The following is a 24,204-nucleotide window of genomic DNA, read 5'->3' as shown; positions in this document are numbered from 1 at the left end:
ACGATAACAATAATCTTGCGTTAATGTTTCAACATAACCAAGGCCGTTTGGGGTTGTGGTTTGTAAAATAACCCCACAACCAATACACTTTTTATAAGATATCATAGTCTAATCCATATTCTCCTTCATCAAAGAAACCTTTATGTAAAATATTTTTTTGAGCTAACCGTTTATAAAGTAAATTTTCTAATAAACGCATTAATCGGTTTGATTCATTAACACCTGTTACTGGGACAACTAAAATGCTTTCCATATGAGATCGATTAGAAAATAAAACATCCGTAATTAATTGATCACCAACCATAATCATTTCATGGGGATTAGCATTAAATTGCCGTGAAATCACACGAAAATATTTTAATAATGGTTTTTTAGCATTTCAATAATAATGTTCAATCCCTGCTTTTTGCGCAAACCGTTCTACTAGTTTTCGGGCATTATTTGATACTAACACAAAAATCATTCCTAATTCCTTGACCTTTTGAATTAAATTTAAATTATCAGTATTCGGAATACCACGGTAAAATGGGGTTAAAGTATTATCTAAATCACAAATGAAAACTTTAATCCCATGTTTTTTTAATGATTCAAGATTAATTTTATTAACATTTTTCACATAAATTGATGGTTTAAAATAATTTAGTAATAAATTGCGATTCTTTTTTTTACCAAAAATATTTTTTGCCATTATTTAAAACCCTATTAATCTAGGGCAAGAATATAATTTACCAAAACCAACTATTTATAGTTGAGTTAAAAATTATAATAATTCTGGTTCATTTAAAGCAAAAGACAATCGCACACTAGAAGAAAATGAAATAATAACTTTACAAAAAGAACTTAAAGACTTGAAAATGGAAAATGACATTTTAAAGCAAGCCGCACTGATAATGGCTAAAAAATAACAATAATTAATAACAACAAAACAAAATATTCAGTAAGAAAAATATGTAAGATTTTGGGTTTATCAAAATCAACGTATTATTATCAAACTAATAAATGTATTAACAAGCAAGTTAATAATTATGAACAAGAAATTATCAGTGCCTTTAATAAAAGTCGCAAAATTTATGGGGCTCGCAAAATTAAAGTTATTTTAAATAGAAAAGATATCATCTTATCGCGGCGAAAAATCAGATTCTTTATGATCAAAAATAATTTGGTTTATAAATACACCAAATTAAAATATCATAATCATAAAACAACAGTCAATAATGACCAAATTAATAATATTTTAAATCGTCAATTTAACAGCAAAAAACCTAATGAAGTTATTGTTAGTGATTTAACATATGTTCAAGTTGGCGCTAAATGACATTATATTTGTTTATTAATTGACTTGTTTAATCGTGAAATAATTGGTTATAGTGTTGGGCCGAATAAAACAGCCGAACTGGTCCAACAAGCTTTTCATAAAATAACACGACCATTAAATCAAATAACTCTATTTCATACTGATCGTGGTAATGAGTTTAAAAATAAAATCATTGATGAAATTTTAATAACTTTTAATATTAAAAGATCATTAAGCAATAAAGGCTGCCCTTATGATAATGCTGTGGATGAAACAACTTACAAAATTTTTAAAACTGAATTTATTAAGGGTAAAAAATTTAAAAATTTAACACAATTAAAATACTAACTTTTTGATTTTGTGCATTGATATAACAATATTCGAATTCATGGCAGTTTAAATTATTTATCTCCAGTTACTTTTAGAAAACAAATGTCTATATAAAAAGTGTCCTAAAAAGTGTTGCCATTCCAGCACTCTAATTTAGAGCATAATTACTCTTTTTATAATATAAAAATTGTTCATCATCTCAAATTTTATTTGTACTATGCTCATTAATCCGAACAAAAACAATTGCTAAAGTAATTCCCATTATTGTTGCAACAGCAATTTGAATTGCATTAGCAATTAATTCAACAATTGCAACATCAGGCCCAAATAAGAAATAACTATACAAAACATATAATAATAACATTAAGGAACTAACAAAAATAGCACCATAACGGATTAAAATGCGAGCACCAAAATAAGTAATTAAAAACATTAAAATTCTAATTAAAATTGAAATAGGAATAAAAATAAAACCACCTGTAATAAGATCAATAATTGTTACATACAAAATACCACTAATTAATAGCATTGGACCTTTGATTAACGTTATTAAACCTAAAAATAACCCATCTGCTAACTGAATAATCCCTTTACCAACGCCAAAATTAAACTGAATAAATTGGGAAATATAAGCAATAACTACTAACGAAGCGGTAGTTAACCCTGTTGTTGCTAAATATTTTAGTGATTTTAAACGATACATTTTAAATAAAAATATTTCCAACCATAATTTCTGACGAGGCATTATGATAGTAATTTTTAGCATCAGTTACTTTTTTCCCCTCGCGTTGTAAACGCGTAATTAGTAAATAACCATCTTCAACTTTAACTTTAATCCCTAATTTTGAAATATCAATAATTGTCCCATTTACAAAATCAGCGTCTTTTTCCGCTAATGGTTCTAAAGTAATCATTGATTGATGCAATTTATAATGAATATTATTAACAGTTGTATAAGCAATTGGTCATGCATATAATCCACGAATTTGGTCAACAATTTTTTGTTTTGGTAAAAACCAATTTACTTTTTCTTCATTACGTGTAATATTATAAGAAAATGTTGCTTGACTATCATCCTGTGGTGTTCCTTTAATTTTACCAGTAATAATATCTAATAAATGTTTTTCAATCATTATTCCTGCCAAAACCATTAACCGGCCATGCAAAGATAAAGCTGTTTCGGCGGGACTAATTGGAAATGCTGTTTGAACATACATTTCTCCTGCATCCATTTTTTTAATCATTTTCATTAGTGTAATCCCAGTTTCTCGTTCACCATAAATAATAGCCTTATGAATGGGCGCGCCACCACGTAATTTTGGTAATAACGAAGCATGAACATTAATACAATTAATGCGTGTTAATTTTAAAATTCGCTCTGGAATAAATTGCCCATAAGCACACGTTACAATAACATCTGGCTGTAAAGTTCCTAATTCTGTATAAAGATCATTAATTTTTTCTGGTTGAAAAACAGGAATCTGATTTTTTAAGGCAAATTCTTTGACGGGGGAAAATTGAACCAGTTGCTGGCGTCCAATTTTACGATCAGGTTGGGTAACAATTCCAATTATTTCAATTGCTGGCGCTAACTTTTGTAAAGCTTTTAAAACAGCTGTTGCAAAGATTGGCGTTCCCATAAAAATTACTCTATATTTTTGCATCTTTTTTCCCTCCTTTAATTGATGTTAAAGGCCCCATTAAACGAACAATGTGTTGATAAATGACAACCATTGCTAATGTATCCCGATTACAATATTTTAACATTTCTCCTCGAAATGATTTTTGTCAAATGGTCATTGGAATATTATTTTCCACCCGGCGACGAAAGATTTCACTCGCCATATCACCTTTTTGCACCTTTAATGCTTGATAAGTAAATTGATTATCAAATGCTGGTTGTGTTTTTTTAATTGAAGCTGAACCATAAAATTCTTTCTTATAAATCATAAAATCCTGAAAAAAATCCATTAAATCAATTGTTTTATTTCGAATAATCCTTAATTTTTTTTGTCAATCTTGATAAGTTGTAATAAGTTCCTCATTGCGACTTTGATTAATTAAGATTGTTAAATAACTAATTAATTCGGCTAAAACATTACATTCAAAACTCTTATAATAAGCAACATAAACCCCTCCACCATGCCTAAATAAATCAGTAACTAAATGTTTAATTAGTGTTAAGCGTGGTTCACCTTCACCATCTGCTAAAAAGGCATAATGTTCCATTGTCGTTTCATCTTGATAATCAAAGTGATTATCTTTAATAAGATGGACTGAATATTGAAACGGAATTTGTTGATAAGAATATGAATATTCAAAGCGAGGAACTGCCGCTTTCATTGTTTCAAAATCATACATATATATTGGATACTGATACTGTTCTAAAATTTGATTAATAATAGCAACCTTCTTTGGAACAACAACTGGTGCATTATCTTGAACAGCAAGAATTTGGCGTTGTTGTTTTTCTGAAAATAAAATTTGTTTTTTTTGTCGCGTTAATTGTTTAAAGGTAAATGGTAACACAATATCTTTTAACAAATCAATGTGTTCTTGATATTTTAATAATGTCTTTTTTTCCATCCCACGGGTTAACTTAAAGACACTATGATGCGGTGGCAAATAACTAGTAACATGTTGGCAATAACCATAACGATCACCTTTTCCATTGAAACATTGTTCCTTCCTAAATAACGGAAAAATTGTTTCAACTGGTTGCATAAAATAATGTTTAATTAAAGCTAAATCATCAGTAATGATGCGATTCTTTTCAACGCGTTTGGCAAATTGTCCGGTCATCATTTGCTGACAAAATTCTAATAAACTAATAGCAGGTAAGGTTTTGGTTGGCAATTTATAACAATCTTGAAACATAAACAACTGCTCATCATCAATATCACCAACCCGTTGATACTCCGAATTTAACAACATTAATGAAACCCGACTAATTGTTAAACCTGCCCCAGTTAAAACATAATACTGATAGGCAACATCATAACCATATTCATCCTTAACATTCTTATCAACATATATTTGTGCTTCTTTATCATATTTCCGACCAGTTGAAGCTTTAACCTCAATTAAATGATAAGTACCATCTGGAAGTTTCTTTAAAATATCACACTTTGTAATACAATTGTTATAAACAAAAGATGGTTCAAAATAAACATCATAGTTTGGATTTGCTAACACTTCAGTTGTCTTTGCAAAAGCAATTTTCTTGCTGTAATGTTCTAAATTAAAATAGTTATGATCACGCATAAAATATTCTCGCGCGTGTTGGCCAACTTCATTCCCATCAGCAATTGTTTCACCAGGATAAAAATCAATTTGAACATCTGTCATCGTTGTTTGGACCTCGTCTGATAAAGTTCGAACATCATTACTATCCGTGTCCTCATCTGCTGGTCAATAAGTTTCTAGCGCTAAATCATATAAATGTGGTTGAAATAAATCTTTTCCCTCGTCATTTTCATCATCATCAATAAAAATGGCTTCATCAATTTTGTTACTGTTAATATTATCTTGCAAATCAAAAAAGACCGAAATTTTTTGAGCTGTCACTCATTCTTGCGCTGTTTTTAAATTACTTAGTGAAGCCAATGTTCAAGCAATTTTAAAACATTTTTTAAATCGTTTAAAATCTTCTTTTTTTAAAGTGATTTCTAAATCCATTATTGCACTTCACTTTCGTTATTTCGGATTTGCTTTTTAAAGACAAAGAAAATAAGATAGGACTTATTTTCTAGGGACAAATTTCTCTGGTTTTGGTTTTGGGCGTTCTTCAACAGAAAGTTGTCCATCTTTACGCAATTTCCGTTCTTCTTCACGCTTTTTAAGCATTTCAGCACGATGTGCTTCATATTCTTTTCTTGCCGCAATTTTTGCTGCTTTTTTTTCTTCTTTTGTTAACTTAACTTTTTTTTCACTAATTTCAATCCGGTGTTTTGTTTCCTCTAAATCAATTTCTTGGTTAACAATTCAAGTTGTTTCATATTGTTTTTTACTATTTTTTTTTGAAATACCTTCAATTTCAAAAGCTTTTTGTTCTAAGAAAGCATTTGTTTTTGCTTCATAAATATCAACAATAACATCAAAAATATCGCGATATTTAAATTCTTTTCCTTTACGAGCAATAACTTTTTCATATTCTAATCTTAAGTTTTTACGATTATCATTATCTTTAATATATTGTTTAATTTTATCTTTAACTTTTTTTTTTCGTTTTTCTCGTTCAATGCATTGTGCTTTTCGTCCCATAATTGAAGAAACAATTGCAAAAATAATAACTGCGACTACAATTACGACTAAAATCACATTCATTGTCATACTACCACCCAAAAAATTTGACATTATTATCTAAACTCCTTTTTTTACTTTACTATTATTATGCACTATTAACGATAATTTTTCAATTGTTTCTAATTTCCCAAGTTGTTTTCCTGTTTTTCACTCCGAACTAAGCAAGTAAAACATTTTGATAAACATCTTGCACATCATCAATGTTATCTAACATATTTAACATTTTTTCAAATTGTTCAGCGCCATCTTCTTGTAAAGCAATACGGTCATGGGGCAGCATTGTAATTTCTGTCATTTGAAATGTTGTAATCTAGGCTTGATCTAATGCAGTTTTAACACTATTAAATTCTGTTACTGGCGCATAACAACAATTTGTCCATCTTCAGCAACAACATCATTAATATCACAATCTGCTAGTAATAATAATTCTAATACTTCTTAACCCGTTTTACCTGTAAAAGCAAACACTGCTAAATGATCAAAAATTCACAACAGCTCCATTAACTCCTAGTTTACCACCCGTTTTAGTAAAACAATTGCGTACTTCTGCAACAGCGCGCGGTTAACATTATTTGTCAATGTATCAACAATAATTGTACTTCCCCCCGGTACATACCCTTCATAACTAATTGCTTGGTAATTTTCATTATCTTTTCCACTTTCTTTTTTAATCGCACGTTCAATAACAACACGTGGAACTTGTTTTGCTTTTGCTTTATCAATTGCATTACGTAATGCTAAATTAGCATTGGGATCAACACTTCCTTCGCGTGCTGCTAAATAAATTTCCCTAGCAACGCGATTATATAATATTGCTTTTTTAGCAGCTGTTGCTGCCATTGATTGTTTGCGGACTTCAAATGCTCTTCCCATTTTTTTCTCCTTTACCACCTAATTTTTTCTTATATATTATACCGTAAAATTAAATAAAGTTAGTGATGATAAACCATTAAGTATCCATTTTCTGCACCATAATATTGGGCAATTGCTCGAATAATCTTAAACCCATGCTTTAAATATAATTGTTGAGCAACCAAATTATGTTCATTTAACTTGGATAAGCTACAATTATTAGGACCATAATTATATAGACTTCAAAATTAGATAAAATTATTAAGAAAGAAGGAATATAAAAATGGGAAATAAAACTTCATACTCTGAAGAATTTAAAAAACAAATTGTCATGCTATATAAAAATGGTAAAAGTGTTATTAATCTAGGGCAAGAATATAATTTACCAAAACCAACTATTTATAGTTGAGTTAAAAATTATAATAATTCTGGTTCATTTAAAGCAAAAGACAATCGCACACTAGAAGAAAATGAAATAATAACTTTACGAAAATAACTTAAAGACTTGAAAATGGAAAATGACATTTTAAAGCAAGCCGCACTGATAATGGCCAAAAAATAACAATAATTAATAACAACAAAACAAAATATTCAGTAAGAAAAATATGTAAGATTTTGGGTTTATCAAAATCAACGTATTATTATCAAACTAATAAATGTATTAACAAGCAAGTTAATAATTATGAACAAGAAATTATAAGTGCCTTTAATAAAAGTCGCAAAATTTATGGGGCTCGCAAAATTAAAGTTATTTTAAACAGAAAAGATATCATCTTATCGCGGCGAAAAATCAGATTCTTTATGATCAAAAATAATTTTGTTTCTAAATACACCAAATTAAAATATCATAATCATAAAACAACAGTCAATAATGACCAAATTAATAATATTTTAAATCGTCAATTTAACAACAAAAAACCTAATGAAGTTATTGTTAGTGATTTAACATATGTTCAAGTTGGCGCTAAATGACATTATATTTGTTTATTAATTGACTTGTTTAATCGTGAAATAATTGGTTATAGTGCTGGGCCGAATAAAACATCCGAACTGGTCCAACAAGCTTTTCATAAAATAACACGACCATTAAATCAAATAACTCTATTTCATACTGATTGTGGTAATGAGTTTAAAAATAAAATCATTGATGAAATTTTAATAACTTTTAATATTAAAAGATCATTAAGCAATAAAGGCTGCCCTTATGATAATGCTGTGGCTGAAACAACTTACAAAACTTTTAAAACTGAATTTATTAAGGGTAAAAAATTTAAAAATTTAACACAATTAAAATACGAACTTTTTGATTTTGTGCATTGATATAACAATATTCGAATTCATGGCAGTTTAAATTATTTATCTCCAGTTACTTTTAGAAAACAAATGTCCATATAAAAAGTGTCCTAAAAAGTGTTGCCATTCCAACTTATAAAAAGATTTGTTGATATGAAAAATGTGTTAGAATATATTTTAACATTTGTTGGCCATAACCTTGATGGTGATAACGCTTTTTAACTGTTAATCGTATTAATTGAAAATCATCCCCACTATACATTAAAATAAAATAACCATAGAGATTATTTTTGACAATTAATTTATAAACAAGATAATTTGTGTTATTAATCATTTGAATTAAATTACGATATTTATAATAATTGTGTGGATAATTTTCTTGTTCTAATAAAAATAATAATAAAGCATCACTATTATTAACTGGTTTTAAAATAACCATTTAACTTCAATCCTTTTTTAAATACTGTGGCTCTAAAGCAAAAATATCTTCAACTAATGTAAAATGCTTTTTTAGAACAAAATAATTTTGAACAAAATCAATTTCTTGTAAATCATAACGAAACTCATAACCTGGAAATTGCTTTGTAATTTCAATACAAGTTTCATAATCAATAACTTGCCTTGGAATCACTTCTACATCATTACTAATTACCGCAAAATACCGTTTTCCACTCCGAGCATCAAGCATTGAAACAACATTATCTAGCCCGGCCTGATAAAGCAATGTATTAATTGTATAAACATTAATCGCCGGATTAATTACTTTAACTGTTTTCACAATTGTCATTGGAATACGAACGCCAGTATAACTACCTGGACCAGTTGTTAAATAAAAATTATTAATGTCTTTTAATTTTAATTGATGCTGACCTAATAACTGTTTAATTGCTGGTAATGTTGCTTCAGTATGACGACGAGCATGGTTTTGGTAAACTTGACCAATGATTTTTTGCTTTTGTTCTAAAATTAAAATTAAAAAATCAGTACTAGTATCAATAAATAGATTTAACATCTTATCCCTCTTTTCCTAATGCGCTTTGTAAATGTTTATTGTTGGTTTTAATGGTAAAAATTCGTTCATCCTCATTAATTATCTTAATGGTAATTTTAATTACCTCGTACTTTGAACTTAACTGGTTACTAATTACCGCTGGTCATTCAATGATATTAATACTATCAGAAAAATGTTCAAAATACATTTCTCATTTTTCTTCTTGTTCTAAACCTAACAATCGATAGCAATCCATATGGTTAACAATAACTTGCTGATTTGTCGTATATTGTTGCATAATTAAAAACGTTGGTGAAGTAACAGGAGTAGTCACCCCTAACGCTTTTAATAAATATTTTGTAAAAGTTGTTTTCCCGGCGGCTAACGGTCCATCTAATAATAAGCATAAATTAGGATGTAAAAACAGAGCAATTTTTTCAGCTAAAAGTTTTGTTGCTATCTCATTTTTAACAATTATTTTCATCAATATTTCACTCTCTTTTATAATTATATCTAGGAATTAATTATTGTGCTAGACTTTTAGAAAAATATGTAATAATTAAAGTGCAGAAAAATTAGAAAGGTTGTTATAAATAAATGAAAGATATTTTAATTATTGGGGCTGGGCCGGTTGGTTTATATGCTTGGAGTTGTGCTGGCATGTTAGGATTAAGTGGCTATATAATTGAAGGAAACGATACTCCTGGTGGACAACCATGAGAATTATATCCAGAAAAACCATTATATGATATGCCCGGATTTGGCGAAATTAAAACTAAAACATTTATTGAGAATTTAATTAACCAAGCAAAAAAAAATACGGAGCAAATAACATACATTGGTAAAACTAACATTAGTAATATCCTTGAAAAAACTGATGGATTTACTATTACTTTAACAACTAACCAAACATTTACAGTTAAAACAATTTTAATTACAAGTGGAAATGGTGTTTTTACCCCTATTCGTCTAGAACATATTGATCCTCACCAAGAATATGAAAACTTATGATATGCTGTTAAAAACCCAGCCCTTTTAGCAAACAAGAAAATTGTTATTCTTGGTGGTGGTGATAGTGCTGTTGATTGGGCAAATTATTTGATTGAAGATAACATTAGTAAAGATGTTACAATTATCCATCGTCGCACATTATACCGAGCTAAAGAAAACAATGTCCAAAAATTACAACAAAATAAGGTGACCGAATTAAAACCTTATCATGTTAAAACAGTTGAGACAATTGATAATAAAATTACCGCTTTAACATTAGGACATGAAACAACACATGAACCATTAACTATTACAGCTGATTATTTTATTGTTCAATATGGAACAAAAGTTGTACCAACAATGTTACAACAATTAGCTTTAACAACAACTCCAATGCGAAAAATTATTATTGATCCAACTAGGCAAACAAGTCATCCTCATATCTTTGCAGCTGGAAATAGTGCTTATTATGAAGGAAAATATTATAATATGGTAACTGGATTTGGTGAAGCTATTAATGCGCTTTATAATATTACAAAAATTATTCATGGTCAAAAATACCATCCTGGTTATTTAAGCGATATTAAAAAATAAGTTAGTAATAACTTATTTTTTATCCTGTTAGCTTATAAATTTCTTTATTTGGTTCATCATTCTCTATTTTTTTCGTATTTTTACGTAAAGTTTCTTCTCGTTCCCACATTTTTTGATATGGCATTTCTGGTTCCGTTAAGGTAATAAAATCATCTTCATATTTTTTACGACATAGAATTCGCATTTTATCTTGGCGTTTAGTTCAAATTTTATAAACAAGTGGTAACCGTAAGAAGATCCCTCGAACAGAACCGGGTGCTCAAAAGATTGAATTAGCAAAAATAACAAACAAGGAAGCAAAGATTAAACCAAAGAAGAAATTTAATAATTTTTGTCATCCTCAAACTGGCTGTAAATTAATATTATAAATTTGATTAGGATTATGTGTTTTTGATAAAAATAAATAATTAACTAAAATAGCAATAACCATTGGCACTAACAAAATCATTCAATTTCGAAAAACACCTTTAAAGTTACTATTATAAGTTAAAAATATTCAATTATAACATCATAAGTATAAAAAACGTAAAAAACTCATTAAGCAAGTAATAATTAAAATACTATATAATGCAGCTTCTAAATTATTAAAGCCAAAACGTCACAGTAAAGCACTAAAAAAACAAAAGACAATGTTAAGACAACCAATAATGAAAGTCGGAATTACGGTTTGTTTATAATTTGCTTTAGCATATACCAAAACATTTGCGGGTTCAGCTAAGACAATAAAAACAGAACTTAAAGCAACTAATAATGAAAAGGCTGGCTGATAAAAGATACTTTTAAAAATTTCACGTTCTTGTGATGTTCATGGATTTAATGTTGAATCACTAGTTCGAATTTGTTCAATAATTTGTGGCGCATACAATGTTGTCACAAAATATGGTGATAAAATAAACTGGTTAACAAACAAGAAACCAGCTATCATAAAAGCATATGTTTCAAATTTCATATAACTCTGTCAATCAACCCGACCATTTTTTGCTGTTCATGCAGCAAAAAATTCACGAAAGGAATTAATTAAAATCATTATAATGCTACGAACTCCAACCGTAATTGTCATATATAGCGATAAGGTTGATGATATTCGTAACCCTAATAACAGCGCCGTAATAATAACATCACCATTAATTAACAATGTTTCGCCAATATTTTTAAACACAACAATATTACTTGATTTAACTAGTTGCATGTTATCGCGTTGGCGATCAATACGAACTCAAGGATAATGTAACTTAATAAATAAATAAACTAAACTTCCTTTCATTACAGAGTAAAGTAAGAAAATTAAAAAGACAAAAACAAGGTCTATTGCAATTGAAATTAAGTAGAAAACAATTGAATATGAGATTAAATCACAAATCATTAAAATTAAACGGCGTAAATGATTATTTTGATCAGCTTGCATTAAGTTTTCATACGCTGCTGTTCAAAATAATGCAATTAAGTTTTTTGACCCAATAATAAATACAATTAAAATCATTTTTCATAACGGATAACTAATTGTTTCATCATTTCATAAAATACTAAAATTCTTTTCAAATAAATAAATATAAGCACTATACCCAACAGCAATTGCAATTAATAAAATAATACCAATGTACCCTGATATTTTATATTGATGCTTTGCTGTATTAACCATTTCATTTGCTTTAATTCAATCTTTTTGTAACAATGGTTTTACTAAAAAAATAACAGTAATGGCCCCTAAGCCACCTTCCACTGTTCCTAAAAAAGCAACAATTGCAACGCTATTCTTTACAAACCCATTAAACTGCGAACCATAACTACGAATTAATAAATACATTAGCGTAAATTGAAAACATGTTCCAATTAACGAAGTAAAAGCCCCGATTAAAATACTAAAAATTCCTCTTCTTGTTGACAATTACTTCACCTCATTCCTAATATTTTTATTTTATAATATTTTCTGGAATTTTAATAATCTTTTCATTTAAATAGCTTAAATGGTCTGGCAATTGATGAAAGATTAAGGTTGTTGCATATAAAGCAATCATATACTTCTTTGTTTCTTGTTTTGCTCCATATTTAACATCATTAATAATGGGATGATGTAAATAACTTAATGAAGCCCGAATCTGATGCTTACGGCCAGTTATTAATGTTGCTTCCAATCACGTTGCATTTGATATCTGATCTTGAATTTTAAAATGTGTTTTAACTACTTTAGCATGTGGTTGCTCTGTTTTAGTAAAAACCATTTTTTTATCTTCATCTTTATATAAATAACCACTAAGGGTAAAATCATTTTCTTTAATAATTCCTTCACACTTTGCTAAATATTTCTTTTCAATAAATTCTTTTTGGTTAATTTTAGCTAATAACAAATCTAATGTAATTTTATTTTTAGCATATAGCACTAATCCTCGTGTTAATTTATCTAATCGATGAACATGGGAAATGACAAATGACTGTTCATCCTGCGGATGATATTCATCTTTTTGGATTAAATAATGTTGCGCCATAGCATCTAATGAAGTATGAAACTTTGAGTGCATTTCTACTCAATGTCGTTTATCAACAACAAGGATGTTTTCATCTTCATAAACAACTTGTAATGGTAATGTTGCAACATTATTATAAGTTACTGTCTGGTTTCGTTCTGTTACAACTAAATTTTTATCAAAAATAATAATTTGATCTCCTAATTGAAGTTTATAATTTCGTTCTTTCATTGCTTTGTTATTTACTTTAATTTTTTTATTACGAAATAACTTATAAATAACTGACAACGGAGTTGTTTGAAACATTTTCTTAATAAAATTAAAAATTGTTTGATTAATATCATTTGCTTTAACTGTTAAAGTAACAACTGTTTTTGGTTCCATACTTCCCCCGTTTTCCTAGTATTAATTATATAATGAAAGTTAACCATTATCCGAAGAAAAAACATTCTAAGCTATTATTTTAGAATGTTTATCATTTTTTGCTTTCTGTTTTTCTTCAACTTTTAGGCGTCATGTACGATGAGCCGGCAAAAAAACAATTCTTGTGAGATTGTTTTTTTATTTTTCTATTAAAAAAATAAATTTATTTGCATTATTCATCGGATAGTATCTTTAAATTTAGAACTTTTATCATAAAAACAGATGTTATTCTGTTTTCCCTACACAAAATAAATGATATTTTTATAAATTTCTTTTCAATAAAGGTTTAATATTGTTATTTAACTTTTTTATACGTTAAAATATAATACCGATGATTGTTGGTTTGGCGTTAAACCTTTATGCTGGTATTTTCATTTTCAGAGATTTAAATAATTTTGAATGTTCGTGAAACCTAAGCCATGATAATGAATTAATTATTCTTTAAGATTTGATTGTAATTTACTAATTTTATTTAACTTCCGATAACTAGCATCAGGATTTGTACTAGTTTTAGTTGCTAATAAAATATAATTTGTTTGTTTTGCTACTAATAAATATAATGGTTGCATGTCAGAAATAATAATTGAATTTTCTTTGATTAATTGTTTATTAATATTTTCAATAATTCACTGTTTTTGTAATCGTTTTGTGTTGGTTGATTTAACATAAATATTATTATTACTATTAACAGCCATTTGAATACAACATTTAGTGTTGGTTGAAAATGAATCAAGATGAATTTTTCTTTTATCAAATTTATCTTTAAAATTACCTTTGTGGATTTCTTTAATAAATGTTTCATCGATTTGAATTTGGCCATTTAACGTTTTAAATTTTAATTTGGTGTTTTCTAATTGTTTTGATTTCATTATTTTTTGGCGATTATATCAAGCGGTTTTCGGTGATGTTTTAATAAAGTGGGAAATCATTTTACTAGATTGGCCTAATAATGAAATTTGAATCAATAAATTTCACTGTTCATAATTTAAATGACTTCAATACGTAAAATGATCACGAAAAGCATCAAAACTAGCACGACATTTTTTGCATAAATATTTTTGTTTCCCTTCAGGATTATGACCATTTTTAACACAATAAAAAGATTGACAATTAGGATATTTAATACCTTTATCCCTAAATTTTTGATCAATTTCATTTAAGCGTTTTTGTTTTTTAATTAATTCTGCTTCTTTTTTGACTTTTTCATGAAATTCTAAAAATTGATCATCTATTAAACTATTTATTAATTCTTAAATTATTTTTTCCATTAATTATTCACCTCTTATATTAAAAATATACCTAATTTTAGGTATATTTTATAAATATTAAATATTAAATATCAAGATTTTTCTACAAAATTAAAGGAAATAAATAGACTTTTTTGTTTGAACTTGGTATATAATAATTATGCATTGTTTTATAATTTAGAAAATAAAAACACTTAAGGAGTGAAAAAATAAATGAACAGTTTATTATTAACAAGCGGACCACCAAATCCAGGATTAATTATGCCAAGTAATACGCCACATAATATTTTGGCAACATATGGCGGATGAATTCATATGTATGCTTTTTTTATTACAATAGGAATGATTTGTTCGGTTTTAGCCTGTTTTATTCGACTAAAATTAAAAAAGGTTCCAATTGAACCATTAATTTGATCAATTTTTGCTATTATTCCATTTTCATTATTTGGAGCTAGTTTTTTTGGAAAATTTAATAATGATGTTAATCATCCTTGAATATTAGAACCAGGTGATGTTCCATTTTGGTCTTTATTTGCGTTTTGAAAAGCCGGGATGAGTATTCATGGTGGTGTTTTGTTTGGAACAATTACTGGCTTAATTGTTTTTGGCATTGTTGGTCGAAAAGCAAAAGTTTCACTTTGAGTTTATACTGATTGTATTATTCCAAATATTTTATTAGGACAAGTATTAGGCCGTTGAGGTAATTTTTTTAATCATGAATTATTAGGAAGTGTTACTTCATATGATTCATTACGTTGATTACCAGCTTTTATTCGTGATAACTTATGGCAGTGAGATGGTTTATCACCAGAAACAAATAACCTTGGTGAAATTGTCTTTCGTCAACCGATCTTTTTATATGAATCATTCTTTAATTTCTTAGCATGATTATTTATTACTTTTTTTATTCCTGTTGTTGGACAATTATTTAGTAAAAAACCATGAAAAAAAGATCCTAAAGAATATCCTTTTGATTTAAAATATAATTTTATTCATTTTTTTAATCGAAAATATCTTAAACCTGATAAAATGACTTGAAAAGAAGTTTTGGATAAAGCATATTTTAACTATGTACCAAACCAAAAGCAATTAGACGAAATGGCTAAAAGAAGTGGGCAAATAGATAGTTCAAAAAAACAAACTGGTTTTACCAATAGAATTAAAAAATGATGACATAATGATAGTGCTGCATTAACAAAATTAAATAATCCGGGGCGTTATGCAATCACACGTAGCGGGGTGCAAACTGGTTTTTATTTCTTTTTATGAAATTTGATTCGTTTTATTTTAGAAACACAACGTGATAATGACACAAGTTTATTTATTAAAAATCATCGTACGCTAGATTATACGGTCTTAATTTTAATTGCCCTAATTGGTTTAGGATTAGCAATTTATGCGCAATGAGGAGCGCCGAAAAAATTTCGTAAAAATGGATTTATGTATGAAAAAGAATATGTTGATTTTCATAGTTTGCAAACATGAAAATTTGAAAAATATTTAAATAATAATATTATTATTGGCGAAGATAATTATGTTAATAAATTACCAGTAGTCATTAAGACAAAAGTTATGGAATTCTTAGGATATCAAGGTGAACCTTTTGAAAAATATTTTAAATTAAAATATGTTAAAATAAATCAACAAGAAGGAAACAAGCACGAAGTTATTAATTATAGTTTTAAAATAGTTGCTTTACCAGCAAAAAATAATAAATTTATCGATGAATTAGTTGTTAATCAAACTTTTAAATTTAATTTAAGTAAAATTTTACAACAAACAACATTAATCTTATCAAAACCTTATGATAATAATTATTTTACCTTAACGAAAAAACAATTGGGATTATTATTAAATGATATTATTCATACTCCTGAAAAGGCGAGTGAAATTAAAACGAGTTGGTATCAATTTTATCCTCATATTAATGAACAAAAAATAACAATTTTTAATCTTGATTTTAATGATTTAATTGCTTTTGATGAATTAAAAATTAATCCAAAGGCTAAAAAAATTGAAATATCAAAATTCCAATTTAAAGAAAATCAATTTTATTACTTTAATAAAAAAATTTCTTTTAAATTAAAATGAGAATAAAAGACTGCACCCCAAAAAGTAAGTAAAATAAAAAAAGATTTTGTTAAATTTTTATAGGGGGTGCATTTTTATATGGCAAAAAAAGGACAAAAATATAACAAATATACATCAGAATTTAGAACAAAAATCATTGAGGAAATTAAACAAAAAAGTTGTTGAATAGTAGCAAAACAATATAATATAAATGCAAATACAGTATAATCTTGATGAATAAATCATAAAAAAGGAAAATTAAACATGGAATGGCAACACTTTTTAGGACACTTTTTATATAGACATTTGTTTTCTAAAAGTAACTGGAGATAAATAATTTAAACTGCCATGAATTCGAATATTGTTATATCAATGCACAAAATCAAAAAGTTCGTATTTTAATTGTGTTAAATTTTTAAATTTTTTACCCTTAATAAATTCAGTTTTAAAAGTTTTGTAAGTTGTTTCAGCCACAGCATTATCATAAGGGCGGCCTTTATTGCTTAATGATCTTTTAATATTAAAAGTTATTAAAATTTCATCAATGATTTTATTTTTAAACTAATTACCACGATCAGTATGAAATAGAGTTATTTGATTTAATGGTCGTGTTATTTTATGAAAAGCTTGTTGAACCAGTTCGGCTGTTTTATTCGGCCCAGCACTATAACCAATTATTTCACGATTAAACAAGTCAATTAATAAACAAATATAATGTCATTTAGCGCCAACTTGAACATATGTTAAATCACTAACAATAACTTCATTAGGTTTTTTGTTGTTAAATTGACGATTTAAAATATTATTAATTTGGTCATTATTGACTGTTGTTTTATGATTATGATATTTTAATTTGGTGTATTTAGAAACCAAATTATTTTTGATCATAAAGAATCTGATTTTTCTCCGCGATAAGATGATATCTTTTCTGTTTAAAATAACTTTAATTTTGCGAGCCCCATAAATTTTGCGACTTTTATTAAAGGCACTGATAACTTCTTGTTCATAATTATTAACTTGCTTGTTAATACATTTATTATTTTGATAATAATAAGTTGATTTTGATAAACCCAAAATCTTACATATTTTTCTTACTGAATATTTTGTTTTGTTGTTATTAATTATTGCTATTTTTTGGCCATTATCAGTGCGGCTTGCTTTAAAATGTCATTTTCCATTTTCAAGTCTTTAAGTTCTTTTCGTAAAGTTATTATTTCATTTTCTTCTAGTGTGCGATTGTCTTTTGCTTTAAATGAACCAGAATTATTATAATTTTTAACTCAACTATAAATAGTTGGTTTTGGCAAATTATATTCTTGCCCTAGATTAATAACACTTTTACCATTTTTATATAGCATGACAATTTGTTTTTTAAATTCTTCAGAGTATGAAGTTTTATTTCCCATTTTATATTCCTTCTTTCTTAATAATTTTATCTAATTTTGAAGTCTATATAATTATGGTCCTAATAATTGTAGCCTATCCAGTCTAATAATTGTATCCTATCCATAACCTATGTTTTTATTAGTAACAAATGATATTATGTCTGTTTCTTAGTTGATTTATTTAATCGATAAATTATTGGTTATGATGTTAGTTTACACAAAAATGCCAAATTAGTTGAAATCAGCTTTAATAAACTTCAATTTTCATTAAGCAATATTAAAATATTTCACACTGATCAAGGCAGTGAATTCAATAATAATCTTATTATTTATAACCTGTTAGTTAAAAATGGGATTCAAAAATCTTACAGTAAACCAGGTTGTCATTATGACAATGCTGTTGCGGAATCAACATACAAAATTTTTAAAACTGAATTTATTAAAAATAATAAATTTAAAAACGTTGAGCAGTTTAAATTAGAATTATTTGATTACATTAATTGGTACAATAATATTCGAATTCATAGCAAACTAAATTATTTAACACCAGTGCAATACAGAAATTATTATTCTACATAAAATTTGTCCAAAAAACCCTTGCAATTCCAGTACAATAAGAATAGAAAGAGAGGAAAAATTATGTTAACAAACGACATTGAAAAAGATTTACAACATTATATTGATGAACACATTAAAATACAATTCTTTTGCTATAATTTAAGTTCAGCCGCTGATAAGTTAGGGTTTCCTGGCTTTAGCCATTATTTCCAAGTTCAAGCACAAGATGAAGTTTTACATCAACGTCGAATTATAAATTTTGTTTTAGACCGTGATGGACATTATCAAATTAAAAATATTGCTGAAGAATATAAAGATATTAAAAATATTATTGAATTAATGGAAACCTATCAAACAAAACGAGCATATTTTGCTGAATTAACAAATAAATTAGCACAGCATGCCAATAAAGTTGGTGATTTAGTTACTTATAAATTTTATGATTGATTTATTATTGACTTTTATGAAGAATTAGCTGAAGTAAAAGATATTATTGAATGAATTAAAATGTCAAATAATAGTTATTATAAAATTGATCGAAAAATGGGAGAAAAAGAAGAACCAGATACTTTAACAGTTATTGACCCTTTTAGTCCCCGTGCATAAAAAAATGTTTTTTCTTTTTAAGAAAAAACATTTTTTTCATTTGTAAATTGTAATTGCAAATGCAACAAAAACTATTAACTAAGTAATAATATATATTAATATTTATGTATAGTAAAATTACTAAATAAAAATGAAAAGGTTTAGGTTGTTAATAATTAAATTATAAAAATAAATGGTCGTATAAAGAAAATAAGGGTTTTTATTTTTAAATGTTATTTAGTTCAATAAATTAAAAAGGTATTTTTTTTCTTATTTTTCTAAAAATCTTATTTTCTTTATACGATTAAATTTATTTAATATAGTAGAATATCGCTATGGATCAGAAAACAATGCAGAATTATTTGCTGAAGCTTTTGCTTATTGAATTTTAGCAACACAAGAGAAGAAAAGCAAACAGATAATTGAAAAATATTAAATGATTTTTTTTACTAATGAAATTAAAAAGAAATATAACGTTGAAATTGATTAAAATTAGATTAAAAATTAATAAAAATAATAAAAAAATATTAAAATATATGGTTGAAATGAAAAAATATTCGTATAAAATTGAAATCTTTCTTTAATTTTGTAGAAAACTCTTGATATTTATAAAATATACCTAAAATTAGGTATATTTTTAATATAAGAAGTGAATAATTAATGGAAAAAATAATTGAAGAATTAATAAATAGTTTAACAGATGATCAATTTTTAGAATTTCATGAAAAAGTCAAAAAAGAAGCAGAATTAATTAAAAAACAAAAACGCTTAAATGAAATTGACAAAAAATTTAGGGATAAAGGTATTAAATGTCATAATTGTCAATCTTTTTATTGTGTTAAAAATGGTCATAATCCTGAAGGAAAACAAAAATATTTATGCAAAAAATGTCGTGCTAGTTTTGATGCTTTTCGTGATCATTTTACGTATTGAAGTCATTTAAATTATGAACAGTGAAATTTATTGATTCAAATTTCATTATTAGGCCAATCTAGTAAAATGATTTCCCACTTTATTAAAACATCACCGAAAACCGCTTGATATAATCGCCAAAAAATAATGAAATCAAAACAATTAGAAAACACCCAATTAAAATTTAAAACGTTAAATAGCCAAATTCAAATCGATGAAACATTTATTAAAGAAATCCACAAAGGTAATTTTAAAGATAAATTTGATAAAAGAAAAATTCATCTTGATTCATTTTCAACCAACACTAAATGTTGTGTTAAAATGGCTGTTGACAGCAATAATAATATTTATGTTAAATCAACCAACACAAAACGATTACAAAAACAGTGAATTATTGAAAATATTAATAAACAATTAATCAAAGAAAATTCAATTATTATTTCTGACAAACAACCATTATATTTATTAGTAGCAAAACAAACAAATTATATTTTATTAGCAACTAAAACTAGTACAAATCCTGATGCTAGTTATCGAAAGTTAAATAAAATTAGTAAATTACAATCAAATCTTAAAGAATCATTAATTCATTATCATGGCTTAGGTTTCACGAACATTCAAAATTATTTAAATCTCTGAAAATGAAAATACCAGCATAAAGGTTTAACGCCAAACCAACAATCATCGGTATTATATTTTAACGTATAAAAAAGTTAAATAACAATATTAAAAGTGTATATAATTTTCTTTTAAAGTTATCATATTGATGATTTTTTTTATTTCATCAATAGTTTTCTACAAAATTAAAAAAATCTTCTGCGAAAATTTTTCTAAAAAAGAGTATAATGATATGTGGCAATGATTTCATTGGTAGTATTCCACTTATATATTTAAAATTAATACTTCTTACTTAATCTTTTAAGTAAAGGAGAAATAATTATGCAAACACACATATGAGTAATTATCCTTATTGCTGTTGCAATAGGTTCTTACTTTCTTGGATATTTATTTGAAAAATATTTAAAATTTAAATTAATCAAAAAAACAAAATTAAAAATTAAACAAGCAGAAGATAAAGCGAAAAAAATTATTAAGGCCGCTAAAGCAGATGGGCGCGTTGAAGCAGCACAAATTAGGCAAGAAATGAAAGATGAATTAACTCACAAACGTGAAGAATTTTTATTGACCGAAAAATTTTTAGTAGATAGAGAACGTTTAATTGTTGAGAGAGAAGAAGTATTAAATGGCAAAGAGCAAGAATTGTTTCACAAGAAAGAAGAATTGCAAGGAAAGATTAACTATTATCAAGAAATGGTAGAACGGAATCTTCATCAACTTGAAAAAGTTGCCGGATATTCAATTGAAGAAGCAAAAGATGTTCTTTTTAAAGAAATAAGTGATCGGTATCAAAAGGAAATTGGTGAATTTTTACGAAATGCTGAAAATACTGCAAAAATTAATGCCAAACAAACAGCCATTAACATTATTACTACTGCAATTGAACATTATGCAGCAAAAGTTGGGGCAGAAAAAACAATAACTTCAATTTATTTAGAAGATGATAATATGAAAGGACGAATTATTGGAAAAGATGGACGTAATATTCGTACATTTGAAATAGCGGCAGGGGTTGATTTAATTATTGATGATACACCTAATGTTGTACAAATTTCATCTTTTAACCCAATTCGCCGGGAAATTGCAAAAAAAACTTTAGAAAAATTATTACTTGATGGCCGAATTCAGCCAACACGAATTGAAGAAACAATCAAATTAGAACAAGAAGAAATCGAAATGACAATTCTTGAAGCAGGAAAAGAAATTGCGGCTGAATTAGCAATTGATAATTTAGATATTGAATTAATTCGTCACTTAGGAATTTTAAAATATCGAACTAGTTATGGCCAAAATGTCTTGTTACATTCTGTCGAAGTAGCAAAATTAGCAGCAATAATGGCTGGTGAACTGGGGTTAGACCCTGCAATTGCAATGCGCGCCGGATTATTACACGATATTGGAAAAGCGGTTGATTTTGAAAATGAAGGAAGTCATGTTACTTTAGGTGTTCAAATTGCAATAAAATGTAATGAACATCCAATTATTATTAATGCAATCGCTTCGCATCATGGCGAAGTACCAGTAACTAATCCTTATTCTGTTTTAGTATCAGCTGCTGATACGTTGTCAGCTGCTCGTCCAGGTAGTCGCAATAATACTCTTGAAAATTATATTGCTCGAATGAATGAGTTAGAAAAAATTTGTCAAACAGTCCATGGTGTCCAATCAGCTTATGTTTTACAAGCAGGACGACAAATTCGAGTTATTGTTAATCCAATTATTAATGATGACGCTCGTACTCATAAAATTGCGCTTGATATTAAGGAAAAAATTAAACAAGCAAAAGCAATTCCTGGTGATATTGTTATTACAGTTATCCGCGAATTGCGAGTTACGGAAACTGTTGTTTAAAGAATAAAATTTTTCTTTAATTTTGTAGAAAACTCTTGATATTTATAAAATATACCTAAAATTAGGTATATTTTTAATATAAGAGGTGAATAATTAATGGAAAAAATAATTGAAGAATTAATAAATAGTTTAACAGATGATTAATTTTTAGAATTTCATGAAAAAGTCAAAAAAGAAGCAGAATTAATTAAAAAACAAAAACGCTTAAATGAAATTGATCAAAAATTAGGGATAAAGGTATTAAATGTCCTAATTGTCAATCTTTTTATTGTGTTAAAAATGGTCATAATCCTGAAGGAAAACAAAAATATTTATGCAAAAAATGTCGTGCTAGTTTTGATGCTTTTCGTGATCATTTTACGTATTGAAGTCATTTAAATTATGAACAGTGAAATTTATTGATTCAAATTTCATTATTAGGGCAATCTAGTAAAATGATTTCCCACTGGAATGGCAACACTTTTTAGGACACTTTTTATATAGACATTTGTTTTCTAAAAGTAACTGGAGATAAATAATTTAAACTGCCATGAATTCGAATATTGTTATATCAATGCACAAAATCAAAAAGTTCTTATTTTAATTGTGTTAAATTTTTAAATTTTTTACCCTTAATAAATTCAGTTTTAAAAGTTTTGTAAGTTGTTTCAGCCACATCATTATCATAAGGGCAGCCTTTATTGCTTAATTATCTTTTAATATTAAAAGTTATTAAAATTTCATCAATGATTTTATTTTTAAACTTATTACCACGATCAGTATGAAATAGAGTTATTTGATTTAATGGTCGTGTTATTTTATGAAAAGCTTGTTGGACCAGTTCGGCTGTTTTATTCGGCCCAGCACTATAACCAATTATTTCACGATTAAACAAGTCAATTAATAAACAAATATAATGTCATTTAGCGCCAACTTGAACATATGTTAAATCACTAACAATAACTTCATTAGGTTTTTTGTTGTTAAATTGACGATTTAAAATATTATTAATTTGGTCATTATTGACTGTTGTTTTATGATTATGATATTTTAATTTGGTGTATTTAGAAACCAAATTATTTTTGATCATAAAGAATATGATTTTTCGCCGCGATAAGATGATATCTTTTCTGTTTAAAATAACTTTAATTTTGCTACTTTTATTAAAAGCACTGATAATTTCTTGTTCATAATTATTAACTTGCTTGTTAATACATTTATTAGTTTGATAATAATACGTTTATTTTGATAAACCCAAAATCTTACATATTTTTCTTACTGAATATTTTGTTTTGTTGTTATTAATTATTGTTATTTTTTAGCCATTATCAGCGCGGCTTGTGGATAGGCTACAATTATTAGGGCCATAATTATATAGACTTCAAAATTAGATAAAATTATTAAGAAAGAAGGAATATAAAAATGAGAAATAAAACTTCATACTCTTAAGAATTTAAAAAACAAA

Annotated in this window: 23 protein-coding genes and 4 pseudogenes; 11 read left to right on the top strand and 16 right to left on the bottom strand. The window is 26.9% G+C overall.

All coding sequences use genetic code 4. The annotated features are described in order from the left end of the window. Positions 1 to 91: 91 nt before the first annotated feature. Positions 92 to 688 carry a YqeG family HAD IIIA-type phosphatase gene (locus AAHM76_RS03175; protein WP_342256651.1) on the bottom strand — a complete coding sequence of 199 codons (597 nt, stop codon included), beginning with the start codon at positions 686 to 688 and terminating at the stop codon, positions 92 to 94. A gap of 270 nt (positions 689 to 958) precedes the next feature. Here AAHM76_RS03175 and AAHM76_RS03170 point away from each other — a divergent pair, with 270 nt between their 5' ends. Together AAHM76_RS03170 and AAHM76_RS08450 are read left to right on the top strand one after the other, a co-directional pair. Beyond that, positions 959 to 1,642: an IS3 family transposase gene (locus AAHM76_RS03170; RefSeq protein WP_342256650.1), complete on the top strand. Its 684-nt coding sequence runs from the start codon at positions 959 to 961 to the stop codon at positions 1,640 to 1,642. Between the two features lie 12 nt (positions 1,643 to 1,654). Then, a complete protein-coding gene (locus tag AAHM76_RS08450; RefSeq protein ID WP_425289455.1) occupies positions 1,655 to 1,738 on the top strand; it encodes an IS3 family transposase in 84 nt (27 codons plus the stop codon). A gap of 34 nt (positions 1,739 to 1,772) precedes the next feature. Here AAHM76_RS08450 and AAHM76_RS03165 read toward each other — a convergent pair whose 3' ends face one another. From AAHM76_RS03165 to AAHM76_RS08445, 5 genes and pseudogenes are all read right to left on the bottom strand, one after another. Continuing rightward, a complete protein-coding gene (locus AAHM76_RS03165; RefSeq protein ID WP_342256649.1) occupies positions 1,773 to 2,348 on the bottom strand; it encodes a hypothetical protein in 576 nt (191 codons plus the stop codon). Beyond that, entirely contained in the window at positions 2,329 to 3,288 is a 960-nt protein-coding gene (gene fmt, locus AAHM76_RS03160; protein ID WP_342256648.1) for a methionyl-tRNA formyltransferase, read from the bottom strand. Before fmt ends, AAHM76_RS03165 begins: the two co-directional genes overlap by 20 nt. Next, positions 3,275 to 5,302 carry a DUF2779 domain-containing protein gene (locus AAHM76_RS03155; RefSeq protein WP_342256647.1) on the bottom strand — a complete coding sequence of 676 codons (2,028 nt, stop codon included), beginning with the start codon at positions 5,300 to 5,302 and terminating at the stop codon, positions 3,275 to 3,277. Before AAHM76_RS03155 ends, fmt begins: the two co-directional genes overlap by 14 nt. A gap of 63 nt (positions 5,303 to 5,365) precedes the next feature. Next, positions 5,366 to 5,980 carry a hypothetical protein gene (locus AAHM76_RS03150; protein ID WP_342256646.1) on the bottom strand — a complete coding sequence of 205 codons (615 nt, stop codon included), beginning with the start codon at positions 5,978 to 5,980 and terminating at the stop codon, positions 5,366 to 5,368. Between the two features lie 106 nt (positions 5,981 to 6,086). Continuing rightward, positions 6,087 to 6,802 (bottom strand): annotated as a pseudogene (locus AAHM76_RS08445) (YebC/PmpR family DNA-binding transcriptional regulator). A 262-nt stretch (positions 6,803 to 7,064) separates the two neighbouring features. Here AAHM76_RS08445 and AAHM76_RS03135 point away from each other — a divergent pair. Then, positions 7,065 to 8,176, top strand: a pseudogene (locus AAHM76_RS03135) (IS3 family transposase). A gap of 31 nt (positions 8,177 to 8,207) precedes the next feature. On the opposite strand, the gene AAHM76_RS03130 reads toward AAHM76_RS03135, so the two are convergent. Genes AAHM76_RS03130 through tsaE form a run of 3 tightly spaced genes read right to left on the bottom strand, consistent with a single transcriptional unit; the run spans position 8,208 to position 9,549 of the window. Then, positions 8,208 to 8,513, bottom strand: coding sequence for a GNAT family N-acetyltransferase (locus tag AAHM76_RS03130; protein WP_342256643.1), 306 nt, complete (start codon positions 8,511 to 8,513; stop codon positions 8,208 to 8,210). After that, entirely contained in the window at positions 8,514 to 9,086 is a 573-nt protein-coding gene (tsaB, locus tag AAHM76_RS03125) for a tRNA (adenosine(37)-N6)-threonylcarbamoyltransferase complex dimerization subunit type 1 TsaB (protein ID WP_342256642.1), read from the bottom strand. A 1-nt stretch (position 9,087) separates the two neighbouring features. Then, a complete protein-coding gene (gene tsaE / locus AAHM76_RS03120) occupies positions 9,088 to 9,549 on the bottom strand; it encodes a tRNA (adenosine(37)-N6)-threonylcarbamoyltransferase complex ATPase subunit type 1 TsaE (protein WP_342256828.1) in 462 nt (153 codons plus the stop codon). Between the two features lie 113 nt (positions 9,550 to 9,662). On the opposite strand from tsaE, the gene AAHM76_RS03115 reads away from it, so the two are divergent. Then, positions 9,663 to 10,649 (top strand): NAD(P)/FAD-dependent oxidoreductase, encoded by a 987-nt coding sequence (locus AAHM76_RS03115; RefSeq protein ID WP_342256641.1) that lies wholly within the window; start codon positions 9,663 to 9,665, stop codon positions 10,647 to 10,649. A gap of 19 nt (positions 10,650 to 10,668) precedes the next feature. On the opposite strand, the gene AAHM76_RS03110 is transcribed toward AAHM76_RS03115, so the two are convergent. The 4 genes and pseudogenes from AAHM76_RS03110 to AAHM76_RS08440 all read right to left on the bottom strand — a co-directional run. Beyond that, positions 10,669 to 12,534 carry a transporter gene (locus tag AAHM76_RS03110; RefSeq protein WP_342256640.1) on the bottom strand — a complete coding sequence of 622 codons (1,866 nt, stop codon included), beginning with the start codon at positions 12,532 to 12,534 and terminating at the stop codon, positions 10,669 to 10,671. A 25-nt stretch (positions 12,535 to 12,559) separates the two neighbouring features. Next, complete coding sequence (locus AAHM76_RS03105) at positions 12,560 to 13,495, bottom strand: RluA family pseudouridine synthase (protein ID WP_342256639.1); 936 nt, start codon at positions 13,493 to 13,495, stop codon at positions 12,560 to 12,562. A 473-nt stretch (positions 13,496 to 13,968) separates the two neighbouring features. Continuing rightward, positions 13,969 to 14,499, bottom strand: coding sequence for a hypothetical protein (locus AAHM76_RS03100; protein ID WP_342256638.1), 531 nt, complete (start codon positions 14,497 to 14,499; stop codon positions 13,969 to 13,971). A gap of 99 nt (positions 14,500 to 14,598) precedes the next feature. Further along, a pseudogene (locus AAHM76_RS08440) lies at positions 14,599 to 14,658 on the bottom strand (hypothetical protein); the annotation flags it as partial. Positions 14,659 to 14,994: 336 nt separating this feature from the next. On the opposite strand from AAHM76_RS08440, the gene AAHM76_RS03095 reads away from it, so the two are divergent. Further along, the gene (locus AAHM76_RS03095; RefSeq protein ID WP_342256637.1) at positions 14,995 to 16,878 is read left to right on the top strand and encodes a prolipoprotein diacylglyceryl transferase; all 1,884 of its coding nucleotides are present in this window, start codon (positions 14,995 to 14,997) and stop codon (positions 16,876 to 16,878) included. A gap of 72 nt (positions 16,879 to 16,950) precedes the next feature. Next, the gene (locus AAHM76_RS03090) at positions 16,951 to 17,079 is read left to right on the top strand and encodes a hypothetical protein (protein WP_342255839.1); all 129 of its coding nucleotides are present in this window, start codon (positions 16,951 to 16,953) and stop codon (positions 17,077 to 17,079) included. A 66-nt stretch (positions 17,080 to 17,145) separates the two neighbouring features. Here AAHM76_RS03090 and AAHM76_RS03085 read toward each other — a convergent pair. Then, positions 17,146 to 18,257 (bottom strand): annotated as a pseudogene (locus AAHM76_RS03085) (IS3 family transposase). Between the two features lie 171 nt (positions 18,258 to 18,428). On the opposite strand from AAHM76_RS03085, the gene AAHM76_RS08435 reads away from it, so the two are divergent. The 5 genes from AAHM76_RS08435 to AAHM76_RS08430 all read left to right on the top strand — a co-directional run bounded on the left by AAHM76_RS08435 (position 18,429) and on the right by AAHM76_RS08430 (position 23,227). Then, positions 18,429 to 18,815: a transposase gene (locus AAHM76_RS08435; RefSeq protein WP_425289457.1), complete on the top strand. Its 387-nt coding sequence runs from the start codon at positions 18,429 to 18,431 to the stop codon at positions 18,813 to 18,815. Between the two features lie 60 nt (positions 18,816 to 18,875). Continuing rightward, the gene (locus AAHM76_RS03080; protein ID WP_342256636.1) at positions 18,876 to 19,400 is read left to right on the top strand and encodes a ferritin; all 525 of its coding nucleotides are present in this window, start codon (positions 18,876 to 18,878) and stop codon (positions 19,398 to 19,400) included. A gap of 639 nt (positions 19,401 to 20,039) precedes the next feature. Next, positions 20,040 to 20,999 carry an IS1/IS1595 family N-terminal zinc-binding domain-containing protein gene (locus AAHM76_RS03075; protein ID WP_342256635.1) on the top strand — a complete coding sequence of 320 codons (960 nt, stop codon included), beginning with the start codon at positions 20,040 to 20,042 and terminating at the stop codon, positions 20,997 to 20,999. A 231-nt stretch (positions 21,000 to 21,230) separates the two neighbouring features. After that, entirely contained in the window at positions 21,231 to 22,760 is a 1,530-nt protein-coding gene (gene rny, locus AAHM76_RS03070) for a ribonuclease Y (protein WP_342256634.1), read from the top strand. A gap of 224 nt (positions 22,761 to 22,984) precedes the next feature. Continuing rightward, complete coding sequence (locus AAHM76_RS08430; RefSeq protein ID WP_425289456.1) at positions 22,985 to 23,227, top strand: IS1/IS1595 family N-terminal zinc-binding domain-containing protein; 243 nt, start codon at positions 22,985 to 22,987, stop codon at positions 23,225 to 23,227. Between the two features lie 8 nt (positions 23,228 to 23,235). On the opposite strand, the gene AAHM76_RS08425 is transcribed toward AAHM76_RS08430, so the two are convergent. Next, positions 23,236 to 23,319 carry an IS3 family transposase gene (locus AAHM76_RS08425; protein ID WP_425289455.1) on the bottom strand — a complete coding sequence of 28 codons (84 nt, stop codon included), beginning with the start codon at positions 23,317 to 23,319 and terminating at the stop codon, positions 23,236 to 23,238. A gap of 129 nt (positions 23,320 to 23,448) precedes the next feature. Beyond that, a complete protein-coding gene (locus AAHM76_RS03065; protein ID WP_342256633.1) occupies positions 23,449 to 23,829 on the bottom strand; it encodes a DDE-type integrase/transposase/recombinase in 381 nt (126 codons plus the stop codon). Between the last annotated feature and the right edge of the window lie 375 nt (positions 23,830 to 24,204).

The sequence above is a fragment of the Spiroplasma endosymbiont of Poecilobothrus nobilitatus genome, from assembly GCF_964030655.1.
In the GTDB taxonomy this organism is placed as follows: domain Bacteria; phylum Bacillota_I; class Bacilli_A; order Mycoplasmatales; family Mycoplasmataceae; genus Spiroplasma.
This window is presented reverse-complemented; position numbering and strand designations above follow the sequence as displayed.